At 55.6% G+C, this 13302-nt stretch carries 16 protein-coding genes and 3 pseudogenes; 2 read left to right on the forward strand and 17 right to left on the reverse strand.

From position 1 onward, the window contains the following. Nucleotides 1-161, reverse strand: a 161-nt coding sequence (locus I656_RS17595; protein ID WP_235048590.1) for an NAD(P)-binding protein, incomplete at its 3' end; no start/stop codon positions are given. Nucleotides 162-318: 157 nt separating this feature from the next. Here I656_RS17595 and I656_RS13185 point away from each other — a divergent pair. Beyond that, entirely contained in the window at nt 319-912 is a 594-nt protein-coding gene (locus I656_RS13185) for a DUF502 domain-containing protein (protein ID WP_020753885.1), read from the forward strand. A gap of 42 nt (nt 913-954) precedes the next feature. On the opposite strand, the gene I656_RS13180 is transcribed toward I656_RS13185, so the two are convergent. Continuing rightward, nucleotides 955-1893, reverse strand: coding sequence for a magnesium transporter CorA family protein (locus I656_RS13180; protein ID WP_014195699.1), 939 nt, complete (start codon nt 1891-1893; stop codon nt 955-957). A 314-nt stretch (nt 1894-2207) separates the two neighbouring features. Further along, nucleotides 2208-2354 carry a hypothetical protein gene (locus I656_RS18555; RefSeq protein WP_011231062.1) on the reverse strand — a complete coding sequence of 49 codons (147 nt, stop codon included), beginning with the start codon at nt 2352-2354 and terminating at the stop codon, nt 2208-2210. Between the two features lie 181 nt (nt 2355-2535). Between I656_RS18555 and I656_RS13175 the strand changes: the two genes are divergently transcribed. After that, nucleotides 2536-2826, forward strand: a complete 291-nt coding sequence (locus tag I656_RS13175) for a HesB/YadR/YfhF family protein (RefSeq protein WP_015374734.1) — start codon at nt 2536-2538, stop codon at nt 2824-2826. 25 nt (nt 2827-2851) lie between these two features. Here I656_RS13175 and I656_RS13170 read toward each other — a convergent pair whose 3' ends face one another. The 14 genes and pseudogenes from I656_RS13170 to I656_RS0114660 form a co-directional block, all read right to left on the reverse strand. Then, the gene (locus I656_RS13170; RefSeq protein WP_033004754.1) at nt 2852-3259 is read right to left on the reverse strand and encodes a hotdog fold thioesterase; all 408 of its coding nucleotides are present in this window, start codon (nt 3257-3259) and stop codon (nt 2852-2854) included. Continuing rightward, a pseudogene (locus tag I656_RS0114645) lies at nt 3259-3572 on the reverse strand (hypothetical protein). The gene I656_RS13170 and the pseudogene I656_RS0114645 overlap by 1 nt, the downstream one beginning before the upstream one ends. Nucleotides 3573-3586: 14 nt before the next feature. Further along, entirely contained in the window at nt 3587-4003 is a 417-nt protein-coding gene (locus I656_RS13165; protein ID WP_013145448.1) for a thioesterase family protein, read from the reverse strand. 117 nt (nt 4004-4120) lie between these two features. After that, nucleotides 4121-4348 (reverse strand): small acid-soluble spore protein Tlp, encoded by a 228-nt coding sequence (tlp, locus tag I656_RS13160; protein ID WP_013145449.1) that lies wholly within the window; start codon nt 4346-4348, stop codon nt 4121-4123. A gap of 30 nt (nt 4349-4378) precedes the next feature. Then, nucleotides 4379-4522, reverse strand: coding sequence for an acid-soluble spore protein N (locus tag I656_RS13155; RefSeq protein WP_011231056.1), 144 nt, complete (start codon nt 4520-4522; stop codon nt 4379-4381). A 55-nt stretch (nt 4523-4577) separates the two neighbouring features. After that, a complete protein-coding gene (locus I656_RS17600; RefSeq protein ID WP_011231055.1) occupies nt 4578-4709 on the reverse strand; it encodes an FbpB family small basic protein in 132 nt (43 codons plus the stop codon). Nucleotides 4710-4833: 124 nt separating this feature from the next. After that, nucleotides 4834-5361 (reverse strand): TlpA disulfide reductase family protein, encoded by a 528-nt coding sequence (locus tag I656_RS13150; protein WP_020753890.1) that lies wholly within the window; start codon nt 5359-5361, stop codon nt 4834-4836. A gap of 137 nt (nt 5362-5498) precedes the next feature. Next, nucleotides 5499-5648 carry a hypothetical protein gene (locus I656_RS18560; protein ID WP_015374731.1) on the reverse strand — a complete coding sequence of 50 codons (150 nt, stop codon included), beginning with the start codon at nt 5646-5648 and terminating at the stop codon, nt 5499-5501. 249 nt (nt 5649-5897) lie between these two features. Beyond that, entirely contained in the window at nt 5898-6746 is an 849-nt protein-coding gene (locus tag I656_RS13145; RefSeq protein WP_015374730.1) for a sulfurtransferase, read from the reverse strand. 120 nt (nt 6747-6866) lie between these two features. After that, entirely contained in the window at nt 6867-7142 is a 276-nt protein-coding gene (locus tag I656_RS0114650) for a YpbS family protein (RefSeq protein ID WP_015374729.1), read from the reverse strand. Then, on the reverse strand, nt 7139-7327 hold the full coding sequence (locus tag I656_RS0114655) for a hypothetical protein (RefSeq protein ID WP_013145453.1): 189 nt from the start codon (nt 7325-7327) through the stop codon (nt 7139-7141). Before I656_RS0114655 ends, I656_RS0114650 begins: the two co-directional genes overlap by 4 nt. After that, nucleotides 7327-11075, reverse strand: a pseudogene (locus I656_RS13140) (dynamin family protein). The gene I656_RS0114655 and the pseudogene I656_RS13140 overlap by 1 nt, the downstream one beginning before the upstream one ends. Nucleotides 11076-11254: 179 nt before the next feature. Next, complete coding sequence (locus I656_RS13135; RefSeq protein WP_015374727.1) at nt 11255-11878, reverse strand: isoprenylcysteine carboxyl methyltransferase family protein; 624 nt, start codon at nt 11876-11878, stop codon at nt 11255-11257. Beyond that, nucleotides 11875-12940, reverse strand: a pseudogene (locus I656_RS0114660) (type III polyketide synthase). Before I656_RS0114660 ends, I656_RS13135 begins: the two are co-directional and overlap by 4 nt. Between the last annotated feature and the right edge of the window lie 362 nt (nt 12941-13302).

Here is a 13302-nt window from a genome sequence, read left to right on the forward strand (position 1 = left end):
TTATTACAACTTATATAGATATCGTGCCCTTTATCGATTAAGAGCACGTTCGCTCCAGGGAGTTTGAGCGTCAGTTCGTAGCAAGTGAAAATGCCGGCCGGCCCGGCGCCGACCACGATCACATCGTAATGATTGTTCATGATCCATCCCCCATTTCCCATGTTCCATTCGAAAGTATACGGAACATTTGGCAGTTCGTCAAGAAAAACACGAACTTTCTTGCCGAATATAACGAAAAACGTTCGATATAATAGAGAGTTGTATAAAGCCAAAAAAATTGGTATGGTGGTAGAGAATGAATAGCGGGGAGGGAAAGGGATGCGTTTTTTCGTGAAACATTTTCTAAACGGCATGCTGACGATCGTGCCAATTTTACTCGCCGTCTATGTGTGCTACAAAGTGTTCACCGTTTTGGATGGGCTGCTTGGCCAATACGTCCGTCCGTATTTGGATGGCCGCTACATTCCCGGCCTAGGCCTATTGGCGACTGTCGCGCTGATTACCGTCTGCGGTTGGCTGTCGACGCAATACGTAAGCGGCCGCCTCATTCGACTGATCGACCGGTTGCTTGAAAGCATTCCCTTGATGAAAACGGTTTATTCCGTCACCAAAGATACAATCGCTTCCTTCGTCGGGGAAAAACGATCGTTTTCGCAAGTTGTGCTCGTTACAATGCCAGAAAGCGGCTGGAAATGCCTCGGCTTCATGTCGATGGAAGATGTCGGCGCTTGGCACGATCCTCTCGCCGACTACGTCGCCGTCTATATCCCGCAGGCGTTTCAAGTCGCCGGGCTCACCCTGCTCGTCCCGAAAAAGCAAGTGGAAGTCGTCGACATCTCGCCGGAAGAGGCGATGAAATTCATCCTCTCCGGCGGTGTGGCCGTCCGAAAGCAAAAGCGGCTGCCCCAATGACAGGGCAGCCGTTCGCATGGCCATCCAAAACGCGCCTGGCCGTCAAAAGTATCGCTTTTTCCAAAAGATGTACGCCGTCGCCGCTGACAGTGAACCGGCGAGCGCCATCGCGATCAAAAAGGCGTACGGAGAGTGTTGGTACGGAATCGGTACGTTCATGCCGTAGAAACTCGCCACCATCGTCGGCAGCGAAATGACGATCGTAATGGCCGTCAAAAACTTCATCACAATGTTTAAGTTGTTTGAGATGACCGAAGCGAACGCGTCCATCATGCCGCTTAAAATGCTGCTGTATACTTCGGCCATTTCAATCGCCTGCTTGTTTTCAATAATGACGTCCTGCAGCAAATCCTGGTCATCTTCGTACATGCGCAAATAATTGAGGCGCATGAGCCGCTCCATGACGATGTTGTTCGCCTTCAGCGACGTCATAAAATACACTAAGCTTTTTTCCATGCTGAGAAGCGAAAACAGCTCCTTGTTTTTCATCGATTGGTGCAATTCTTTTTCGATTTCGCTCGTCCGCCGATTGATTTGCTTCAAATAGCGCAAATAATACGTTGAAATCATGTACAGCATTTGCAACGCAAACCGCGTCTTCATAAACGTGTAAAAGTTTTTGATTTTGTTTTTGGAGAATTCTTCGAAAATCGGATTCTCCTGCAAACAAACCGTAATAAAACACGTGTTCGTAATGATCATGCCGATCGGAATCGTCTCGTAAATCGGGCCGTCCACTTCATCATGGGCGACAATCGGAATGTCGACGATAATGAGCACATGGTTGTCTTCCTTTTCGACGCGCGACCGCTCCTCGTCATCCAACGCGTCTTTGATCGAATCGATCGGAATGTCCAAATGGTGGGCGATGTAGCGAATTTCGTCTTCCGTCGGGGCAACGAGATTGATCCAGCAGCCATTTTCAATATGATCGATTTCGCGCATTTTGCCGTTGGCATCGGACAAATACATTTTCATCATCTGGCATCCTTCCTCCTTTTCACGCGAGGAAGGCGGCGCCTCTTCCTTTCCGTCCGGAGCCCGTTTTCGTATGATGAGCAGCCGACAAGAAAAGGAACAGGCCGCGTTCCCCGCTATATTCCGGTTCCGGTTCGTTCGGGCTTGAACTACTCATATACGAAAACGCCACTCCTTTCGAAAAAGATGTCCCTCAAGTAATGATAGCGCGGACCGGCCCGTTTGTATAGTAGGTGCCATAAAAAAAAGCAGCCTACTGGCTACTTTATTCACAAAACAGCGCGATGTTCAACCATCGCCCGCTCGATTCGGCTTTTTTATTCGCTCGATGGCGTCGTGTTGAAAAAATCAGGCGCTTGTTTGTCAATTTGCCGACGGTTGGAACGGCGCGGGCGTTGCTCTTTCTTTTCGCCCATCACCCCATCCGATTCATAGCTTGGCGCAAACGGCCGCTTCTTGCTCACCGTCTTCACCCCCCTCGCTTTTACTGTTCGCCGTCGGCCGGCATTTTACTCGAGCCAGTCAGGGCTAGGTTAATCCATTTTTTGGAAATTGTTTCGCCCTCAAATTGTCAGCCAATGTTCACACAATCGTTTTACCGGCGCCGTCCATTCACTTATAATAAACAAGTGAGGAGGGGAAGCCATGAACATCATGATTACAAAAAAAGCGTTTGATTGGTACAAGCGGGAGCTCGGGCTGAAGCCGGGCGATGCGATCCGCTTTTTTGCCCGCTACGGCGGGTGCAGCACCGTGCAAAAAGGGTTTTCGCTTGGCATGGCCAAAGACGAACTGGTCGACAAGCCGGCGGCGCAGACGACGGTTGACGGCGTGACGTTTTTTGTCGAAGACAGCGACCAATGGTATTTTGACGGCCGCGATTTGACGGTTGATTTGGACGAAAAAAGCGGCGAACCGGTGTTTTTGCTCCATTAACCAGCGAAAAAAGCTAGCCGTGACGCTAGCTTTTTCGAATAATGGCGATCGTGCAGCGGGAGATGCAGACGAGCTCCCCTTGTTCGTCCGTAATGCGCACATCCCACACCATCGTCGTCCGGCCGCGGTGCAACACCGTCCCTGTCGCCGTCACCGTCCCGCGGCGAACGGCGCGGACGTGATTGGCGTTGATTTCCAATCCAACGACGTTTTCCGTGTTGGGGTCCACAAGCGCGTACGCGCCGATGCTGGCGACCGTCTCCGCTAAGGCGACTGAGGCGCCGCCATGCAGCAGCCCGGCCGGCTGATGCGTGCGATGGTCGACCGGCATCGTCGCGACGACGCGCCCTTCGCCAAGCTCGATGATATCGATGCCGAGCGTATCGATCAACGTATGTTTCGACATTTCCTTCACAACGGCCAAATCGATCATCATTCCTTCTTCCCCCGTTTCGTGAATCGTTCCAGTTCAAACAGCCGTCCTTCCTGCTGCAAAATGCGCGTTTGCGTCTCACCGAGCAAATCGAAATGCGGAAACTCACCGCGCCGGTCGATCCACTCTTCCTTCAGCCCGTACTGCCGCCCCCAAGCGGCGAGTTTTTCGACATCGGCGCAGCGACTTTCGTCACTGTCGTGCAATGCGGAAACCGTTCGTCGTACCAATAGTGGGTCAAAAAGGCGATTTCACCGCGCTTCACTTTCTCTTTCCATGCCGCGAGCTCATGTCGGCGGATGCCAAACGCCATCGCACCGCTCCCCTTTACCGCTTCGCCCGCTCATATGCTTCATGCCAGTCAGGAAAATATTTGCGGATCACGATCGGCCGAAACGTATCGCGCTTGACGCAAACGTGCTGCGACTTTCCGGTCACCGCCACCTCGCCGTCCGGGGCGAGAATCTCGTAGCCGTATGTCACGCGGATGCCGTCATAGGCGTCAATCCATGTGCGGACAGTCGCGGTTTCCCCATAACGAAGCGGCTTTTTGTACGACACTTGCAAATCGACAACAGGCGAAATGATGCCTTCTTTCTCCATGTCAGCATAATGAAAGCCAAGCTGTTTGATCAATTCCGTGCGCCCGACTTCCATCCAAACTAAATAGTTCGCGTGGTAGACGACGCCCATTTGGTCTGTTTCCGCATAACGCACTTCAATTTGTTTTTCTGCCACTTTCACGTTCGTTCTCCCTCCATTTTTTACCGGGCCTCCTCTTCTATGTTACCATTCGCCCGTCGGCTCGCTCAAGCGGTAGACAAAAAAACGAAGCCGCCCCCCGCATGAGGGCTGCTTCGTTTACTGGTAGCCGTGCTCCCGTGCAGCGGCTTCGTCTTTAATTTCCGCGCGCATGGCCGCGATCGCTTCTTCGCGGCGGCGGTTTTTCGCCCGGATCTTCTCCTGCTCCTCCGGCGACGCAAACTGCATCGTTTCTTCGGCTTTTTCTATGTTCTCAATGGTGTTTTGCACCATTTCTTGCAACTTTTCCACATTGTCGCTGCGGTCATCCGGTTTCGGACGCGGCATATAGGCTTCCTCCTTTACAAGATTTTCCAGCTACTCACCCTTCGTTTGGATGACTTGGGCGTGCTGGCCGGACTGGTCTTGCATTTGTTTGCCCTTGTTTCCTCCTGCGGCGCGAGGCTGTGTGCCGATATGGTTCGGCACGAAATGCTTGCGGCTTCCTTTCGGATTGCTCATTGTCTTCGCCTCCTCGCCATCTAGTCTGTCCGCCCGGAGGACCGCTATGCATGGGTTATTCTGCTTTTTTGAGCATCCGCTCTTCCAGCTTTTTCTCGATTTTCTCGAGCGCTTCCCGGTCGTTCAACAATTGCCGTTTGTTCTCGCTGATCAATTCTTGGAGAGTCATTTTGCGGGATCGTCTCATCGCTATCAACCTCCCCTCATTATATATTGTAATCTTATTCATGCCCAAAAAAGATAAAAATTATGACAACTTTTCGAAAAATAATGAACCATGAAAAAAAGCGCCTTCCGTCAAAACTGTTCGGTCAACGAAAGAGCGCTGTCTTCTTTTCGAGTTGCGCGGCGGTCACCGGGCCGATGATTTTTTGCCGGATGACGCCGTTTGGGTCGATGATATACGTCGTCGGAATCGTCTGGATTCGGTATCGGTGAAGCGCCTCGCCGCGCACATCCAAGGCGACGGGCAACGTCAGTTTTTTGTCTTTCGCAAATCGCTCCGCATTATCGAGCGTATCTTGCGTCGTCAAATGGACGGCAAGCAACATGACTTCGCGGCCGTGCTGCTTGTAAAACGCCTCAAGCTCCGGCATTTCCTTTTTGCACGGCGGACACCACGACGTCCAAAAGTTGAGGACAACCGCTTTGCCGCGCAAATCAGACAGCCGGACGGCTTTGCCGCCAAGCGTCGGCAGCGTCAAATCAGGGGCCGTCTGGCCGATGCCCGGGCCGCTTTCTATTTCGTCTGTTTCCTGTTCGTTCCCGGCAGCCATCGCATTCCAAAGACCATAGCCGGCAACGGCCAAAAACAATAGGACGACGAACCATTTCCGCACGCATTTCCCTCCCTGCCGGCCGGCGCCCTTTCTTCCATCCAGCGCCCTCCGCCGCTCTGCCCATCATTATAGCACATACGTTTGTGTTTGCCAACGTTGACGTCTAAGGACGAAAAAACGAGGGGCGAGCCTCGTCATTAACGGATGTTTTTATGGTCGTTTTTCAGTTTCTCGGCTTCCACCTCGGCGTACGAAGCAAACTCGCTCGTCCATTCATTGAAGCCGTTTTTCTTTTTGGCGTTGTTGTTTCGTTGGGCATTGGCATTACCAAGCTTTGTCCGGCCCATGCGTCTCCTCCTCTGCTTCCGTCGGTTCACCTATAGTATCCGCCGGCGGCCAAAAAACTATGCATACAGCGGCTTCAACCGACGGCCGAAACAATGGAAGAAAAGCGAAACAAACACTAGGTGAAAATCGTTGAAAATCAACAACGCTTCGACCTCATGCGGACCGAAAAAAGAAAACGAAAAGGAAACAACGGTTCCATCCGACAACACTGAGGCGTCGAATGATGTTTCAGCCCGAATCGGAGAAAACTAAGCATCGGATGACGGGTCACCCGTTTCAATCGGGTTGTCCGGATAGGAAATCCAGTCGCTGAAACTGCCGACGTACAGCCGAACGTTGTGATAACCAGCTTCGTGGAGCGCCAACACGTTCGGGCAGGCGGTGACGCCGGAACCACAGTAAACGATCAACGGCTGCCCACGGTCAAAATCGGCAAACCGAGCCGCCTGCTCGACAGCGCTTTTCCAGTAGCCGCCTTCCGTCATTCCGTCTTTCCAAAACCGGTGCACCGCTCCTGGGATGCGGCCGGCTCGGCGGTCGATCGGTTCTTCCAGGCCGGCATATCGCTTCCATTCACGCGAATCAATGAGCACAGCCGAGCGATCGCGGACGGCGGCGCGCACATCCTCAACCGTCGCCAGCCATGACCGATCCGGACGCGGCCGAAACGGGCGGGACGCCACAGCAGGGACGACGTTCGTCACCGGATGCCCTTTCTTCTTCCATTCACGATAATTGCCGTCCAATACGTATGCGTGGGCATGGCCGAAATAGCGAAGCAACCACCAGCAACGCGCCGCCATCGCCCCGTCTTGGTCGTCGTAAGCGACAACGGTCACCGTTTCATCGATGCCGACCCGGCCAAACACGTCCGCCGCTTGCTCGGCCGACGGAAGCGGGTGGCGGCCGCCGTGCTCTCCGACTGGGCCCGACAAGTCGCGTTCCAAGTCCATATACACGGCACCGGGAATATGATCTTCCTGGTAAACGGCCGCTCCTTTCGCAGGATCGCCAAGCCAAAACCGACAATCAAGAATGCGCGTGTTTTCGTCGTGCAAATGGCGAAGGAGCCATTCATGGGAAACAAGCGACGCCATATGTCCTCCCCCTTTTTGTTTTTGCTGACGCCAAACGTTGTTTCTTGATCGGAACGGAAAGCAGCCAATCATCAACAGGACGCCGGCGGCGCCGACACGCTCAGCCAGCGCTCGCCATCGTCACGACCGCTCTTTCCCTTCAAGCCGGCTCACGTACTCGCGCACCATCTCCGGCGTCACGCACCGGCGCGCCGGCACGAGGCCGCTTTTGGCCAGTTCGTTCATCCGCTTCGTCACTTCATTGATCCCATCAACCGTAAACGGCTCGCCGCGGCGGCACCGCTCGACCGCTTCGTCGATGAGCCGCTCGCGCTCGGCGTCGAGCATAGCAAATTGCTTCAAGATGGTATGCTGTTTTTGCACATGGGCAGTGATCGCGTGATGCACTTCGCTCAATGGTCCTCGTCCTTTCCTGCTTCTTTTTCCATCAAACGCCGGACGTTCGGTTTCGGCGTCCAACAGTTGAACCGATAGTTCGGTTTCGTCGCATAGCCGAGCCGGCGGCAATACGTGTACAGCCCGTCGGCTCGCTTTTCTATACGGTAGTGGATGCATGTAGCGCAAGCGTGAAACCGGTTCATCAACGCGCCTCCCCGCCGCGGCCCGAAAGAAGGCCGCGAAGCGCCGCTTCGATGCGGGCGAGCGCCTCATGATCCGCCGTTGCGGAGAGCACGGCAAGCAAGCCCTCCATATAGCTGTCGACTTGTTCCGCGAGAGCGGCCGAAAGTGCGGCGACGGCAGCCTTGTATTGTTCTGCGTACGTCGCCACAAGCCGCTCTTTTTGCTCAGCCAAATAGGCGTCGATCGGCTCGACAAGCGCTGCCTCAATTTCCTCTTTCATCCGCCGCTTTTCGTCGCGCTCAAAAAATGATTTGGCGTTTTTATACAGCGAAAGCGCCTTGGTAAACCGCACCCGGTCTACATCCCCAAGGGCGTTGGCAAACTCCGGCGCCGAAAAGGCAAACGGCTCAGGCGGCGTGAGCGCGAGCGCATCATCGAAACGACGAAGCTCATGGAATAGGCGCGAGAACTGCTCGGCCAGCTGTTTGTGCAAAAACGACTCAACACGCAAGCTCGTCGCCCGCAACTCTTGGGCCAAATCAAAGCCAACCGATGCGAGCAACTCGTCGAGGCAACGCTCAAGCGCCCGACGCGCCGGGCCTTGGTCGTCGCGGAGCACCGCCGGGTTGAACGCCTCCTTAAACACATCGTTGAGGCGGAAAAAGACGCGCTGCTTGACGTAATAGAGCAATTCGTCGACTTCTTGGCGAAGCGCCTGCCGGCCGTAGGCATCATCAATGCCAGCAAGCACGGCGTGCATCTTCGTTTTCACCGCCTCAAGCGCCTGCCGTTTCCCCGCTTTTTCCGCTTCGCTTTGCCCGGCGGCGCGCGCGAATTCCTCTGCCGTCCGCCGCGCCCGCTCAAGCTCGGCATATGCGCTCTCGACGGCAACTTCCGCCAGTTCTTCCGTTAAGAAGCGGAAGAAGTCGGTTTCAAAGGCAGACAAGCCGGAGTCCGCCAAGACGCCGCGCGGACCGGGCTCGGCCCCCGTTTTTTCCGCCAGCGCCAAGCGGCTTGAGAGCGCATAAAGGCGCGGAAAGCGGATGCCAAAGCGCGCCAGCTCTCCGTTCATATAGGAAATGACGGCCTCAAGCTCCTCTTTCGACTGGGCCAAATCAGCCGCATTGATGACGAAAAACATTTTATCAAGCGCAAACGTGTCTTTCACGCGCCCAAGCTGAAGCAAAAACTCGCGGTCTGCTTTCGAGAACGCATGGTTATAATACGTCACAAACAACAACGCATCAGCATGCTTCATGTAATGAAACGCCACTCCCGTATGGCGGGCGTTAAGTGAATCCACCCCCGGAGTATCCACAAGCGTCACCCCTTGGCGGGTGAGCGGACAGTCGGCGTACAACACGACCTCATCTAAGAAACATGACACCGCTTCGTCAGCGACATACGTCTCGAGTTCTTCCCAACCGATGGAGACGATCTCCCCGAATCGACCGTTCATCCGCTCATAGCCGGCCGCGGCAGCTGCCAAAAAAGCCACATGCGGCTTTTGCGCCGGATGTTCGGCTCCCGATTCGGCCAGGCGGGCGCAAAGGCGGAGCGCTTCATCCCATGTATCCGCCTCATGGCCGCACTGCCGAAGCGACGATTGCACATCCGCCCAAATTTTCGGTTCGCTTTTCACCTTGACCACCGCCGTGCCGTGCGGATGCTTGTGATCAGGCGGGGCGATTTTGCTGATGGCGGCGGTTGTCGGGTTGGGCGACGATGGCAGAAGCGGGGCGCCGAGCAAGGCGTTCGCCAGCGACGATTTGCCGGCGCTGAAGGCGCCAAACAAGGCGACGGTAAACGATCGCTCGCGAAGCCGACGCGCCTTGTCGCGCAACGGTCCAGCGAAGCGGCCAAGCATTTCGGACCGTTCAAGCCAAGCCGCCGCCTCCTCAAGCCGATCGGCCGCCTCTTCGCTCCGCTGTTTTCCGCCGCTTGAAAGCGTCCGAGCTTCGTCCGCTCTTTCGCTCACTCCGAGGCCGGCCGCTTCCTGACCGAGCGCTTGCTCTTTGACGGAAAGACGGCTTGTTTCCGCTGGCTTGGATGCTGCTTGCGGTTTTGCCGCCTCGGCATGACGCGCTTTCCGGAAGACCGGCGGCGCCGTCAACGCGGCGAGACGGTTTTCATCAAGCGATGCAGACTCGCATGGAGCAGCGATCAGCTGCTCGAACGCACGCCGGCGCTCGTCCCGCTCGGCTCTGAGGCGGGCGAGGCGGGCGGCGAGCTCCACTTTTTCGCGCGCCGCCGAAAGCTGTCCGTTCAATGTTTCTGTTTGGGCGGCCGCCCGTTTGGCGATTTGTTCCTTCAGTTCGGCAAACAAGGCGAGCGCCGAGTCGCGGTAGCGTTTTTTCAGCGCCGCCGCCACCTCATCCGTATAATTTAATAGCGCGGCGCCGCTTGATTCCGCCCCTTGTTTGACGAGGCCGGCAAGCATCGTCTCATCCCACTCCGCCGTCCATTGCTGGCACTCGCTGAACCAATCGTCATCAGCATGCCATTCTTTCCCAAACTGAACAAGGAGCTGGCGGACGTGCCATTCGATTTGCGCCGCCGCTTGCGCTTTGACGCTTTCATAAAACGCCTCAAGCCGCCGCTTGCGCTCTTGCTCCGTTTTTGTCTTCGCGAACAACAAGCCCACTTTGAAATTCGGTTGCATCGCCTGCAAGTACGCCTCAGCCCGCTCCCTCGTCTCAAACGGCATCACGTACGCGTTTTGCAGCACGCGCTCAAGCTCCGAACGGAACGCCTCCTCCGCCCGCGACGGCGCTGTTTGCCAATCGGCAAGCTCCGCCTCAAGGCGATCGAGCTCCGCGATGGCAGCCGCCTCGTCATCGGCGCCGCCAAGCGCCTCGAGGCGCGCCTCAATCTTTTGCTCAAGCGGCTCGTGCCGCGCGCGGAGATGCTCAAGATGGCCGTCGGCGATCCGTTTTAACGCCGACTCGGCGCCGCGGACGAGCCATTCCTCCTTGTCGGCAAACAACCGGCGCAAACAAGCGACAAGCTCATGCCATTCGTTGTGCGGATGTGACGGGTCTTTCAGCGACAAGAAAAACAAACGGGCCGCCTCAACCCCCCAACGCCGGAACGCCTCGGCGGCGAGGCGCGAAATTCAGCGAACGGCAGCTCGTCGTCGCGATGTTTATCGATTTGGTTGATGATCAAATAAACGGTCTTTCCTTCATCTGTTAATTGTTTTGTAAATTGGAAGTTTAATTCCGCCTGCACATGGTTATAATCCATGACGTAAAAGACGACATCCGCCAAATGAAGCGCTGACTCCGTCGCCAGCCGGTGGGCGTCATCGGTCGAATCGATGCCCGGCGTATCGAGGATCGCAACCCCCGGCGGGATGGCGTCCGTCGTTCGGCTGATTTCAATCCATTCGATCGTCTCCCCGTCCCGGCATTGGGCGCGAATCAAGTCCGGGTCGTACGGCGGTTCATACTCGACCGGCTCATCGCGGTGGAAAAAGACGCGCACATAGTCCGGACCGGCTTTCACTTTGACGAGATTGGCGCTCGTCGGAATCGGGCTGGACGGCAGCATCGGCTCGCCGAGCAACGCGTTGATCAAACTCGATTTGCCGGCGGAAAAATGGCCGCAAAATGCGACAATGAGCTCACCGGATGCCGCTTTTTCGATGAGCTGCTTCACTTTGTCCGCATGCTCCTGGTCATCCGCGGACTGAAGCTGATCGTGCATGTCGATCATTTTCGAAAGCCACAGCCGCAATGACGGCCGCTCAATCGCAATATGCCCCATGACCAAAACCCCTTTGTTTCCGTCAATGTCATTTACATTCATTTTACTGCATTTCGCCCCGTTTCCCAATAGAAAAAAAAGAAAAATCCCGCCGTAACCCGACAGGATGACATAGAGAAAGAGGCAACGCCCTGCCGCCGCCCGCAGGCGAACGGCGAACAGATGCCATCATAGACGGCTCAAGGGCTGTTTTTCATTTGTCCGCTGCTTTCAGCTTGCCGCATCTTGCGGATGGCAACCTCCCCCCTTAACCGGGGCAAAAAACGCGGCCGCTCCCGAAACGCCTCCCGGTAGTCGGTGAGCGCCGCCAGCGCTCTTTCCTCAACCGCGATGCGAATCGACAGCAAAAATGCGTTCAAAAGCGAAAAGACAAGCGCGGTGATCGGCGCTTGAAACAAAAGCGGCAACAGCGCGATCTCTAAGGCGACAACCACATAGTTCGGGTGGCGAAGCCATCGGTACGGCCCTTTTTTCACTACTTGGCCGTTTGGCACGATCAAAATTTTCGTATTCCAAAAACGGCCGAGCGACCCAATTGTCCATACGCGCAGCCCTTGCACGACAAGAAAAAGCGGAAACAAAAGCGGCCAGCGGCGCGACGGGCGCGCGCCTTTTCGAAGCGCCTCAACAGCCAACGACAAAAAGAAACCGACATGCATCAATACGATCAACGGGTAATGGCGAGCGCCGAACTCCCGCGCCCCGAGCGCTTTCACATACTGTTCGTTCCGTTTTGCAAGCCGAAGCTCAATGACGCGCATGCCGGCAACCGCCAAAAACACGAACCAAAACCGCACGATCATCCCCCCCATTGAAGCAGCACCATTTCCGCACTAAAGCCCGGGCCGAGAGCGATAAGCAGGCCGTGCCCGGGCGAAAGCGGCTGCCGCATCATCTGTTCGAGCACAAAATACACGGTGGCCGACGACATGTTGCCGTAGCGGGCGAGCACGTCTCTAGCGGCTTTTGTCTGTTCCGGACCGAATCCGAACGCCTCCTCGTACGCTTCAATGACTTTCCTCCCGCCCGGGTGGGCGATGAAATAATGAAGATCCCCAAGTCCTAACCCATGTTCCTGCAAAAACGACTCGACTTGCGGGCGCAGCCAAGAGCGAACAATCGCCGGAATGTCTTTTGAAAAGATGACAAACAAACCTTCGTCACGAACATCCCAGCCCATCACGTCTTCCGAGCCGGGCATGAGCACCGAGCGGGCGGCGATGACACGCGGCGCGCCAGCTGTCGGCACCGCTCCGTCGCCGGCCACAAGCAAGCACGCCACGCCGTCGGAAAAAAGCGACGTACCGATCACATTGCTTTTGGACCAATCATTGAGTTGAAACGTCAAACTGCAAAACTCAACGGCGATCACAAGCGCTTGGCATTCGGAAACGCCCGGCAATAGTCGGCTGCCCGGGCGAGCCCAGCCGCCCCTCCCGCACAACCGAGCCCCCAAATCGGCACTCTTACGGCATGAGGGGAGAACGGCAATACGTTCATCAGCCGCGCTCGATGCTCGGCGTCGACAGCCCTGTCGTTGAGATGTAAAACAGCGCATCGATCTCCTCATGCAAAACAGGGCCGGACGAAGCCTTGCGCAAACAGTCATTGACCGCCTCTCGGCTGTAGCGGACGGCACGGTCGATGTACACCCGATTTTTTTCACCGAAACCGCGCGGCGCGCTGTACCAGGCAAGCGGTTGGACAAACGTGCGCGTATGAATGCCGCTGTTGTCAAACGCCTGCAGCAGCCGCTCCGCACGCGCCATTCGACCGGCGAACAGCCTGGCGACATGCTGCTTCACCTCGTTTTGGGAGGCTGTATACGGCATCCTTGCTGTGCCGACGGATAAAAGAACCGGCATACAAACACCTCGGTCTGTTCCTCTTTATTCTATTAGGATGCGCAACAAGCCAAACTATATGCAATGGAAAATATGTTTGTACACCCGTTTTTTCAGGAACAGCGGATGGATCTCTATATAGATGCAATTTGAAGCTTTACCATTTGCAACTTTTACCCAGTATTTGATCGACTGTCGGGCGACCGAACAACGCCGCTTAAAGACCCATATATGGGTCTGTGAAGCAGGCGGTTGTTCGGTCCTCCGTCACGCCTTGGCGTGACAGAGAAGCCTGTGGCTTTCCTCCGACAGTCGAAAAGAGGCCAACCGCTTTTCCGTCAAGGATATGTTAAACTTCTTCGTTGCATCTATATAAGTTGCAA

It is taken from the genome of Geobacillus sp. WSUCF1, from assembly GCF_000422025.1.
Lineage (GTDB): Bacteria > Bacillota > Bacilli > Bacillales > Anoxybacillaceae > Geobacillus > Geobacillus zalihae.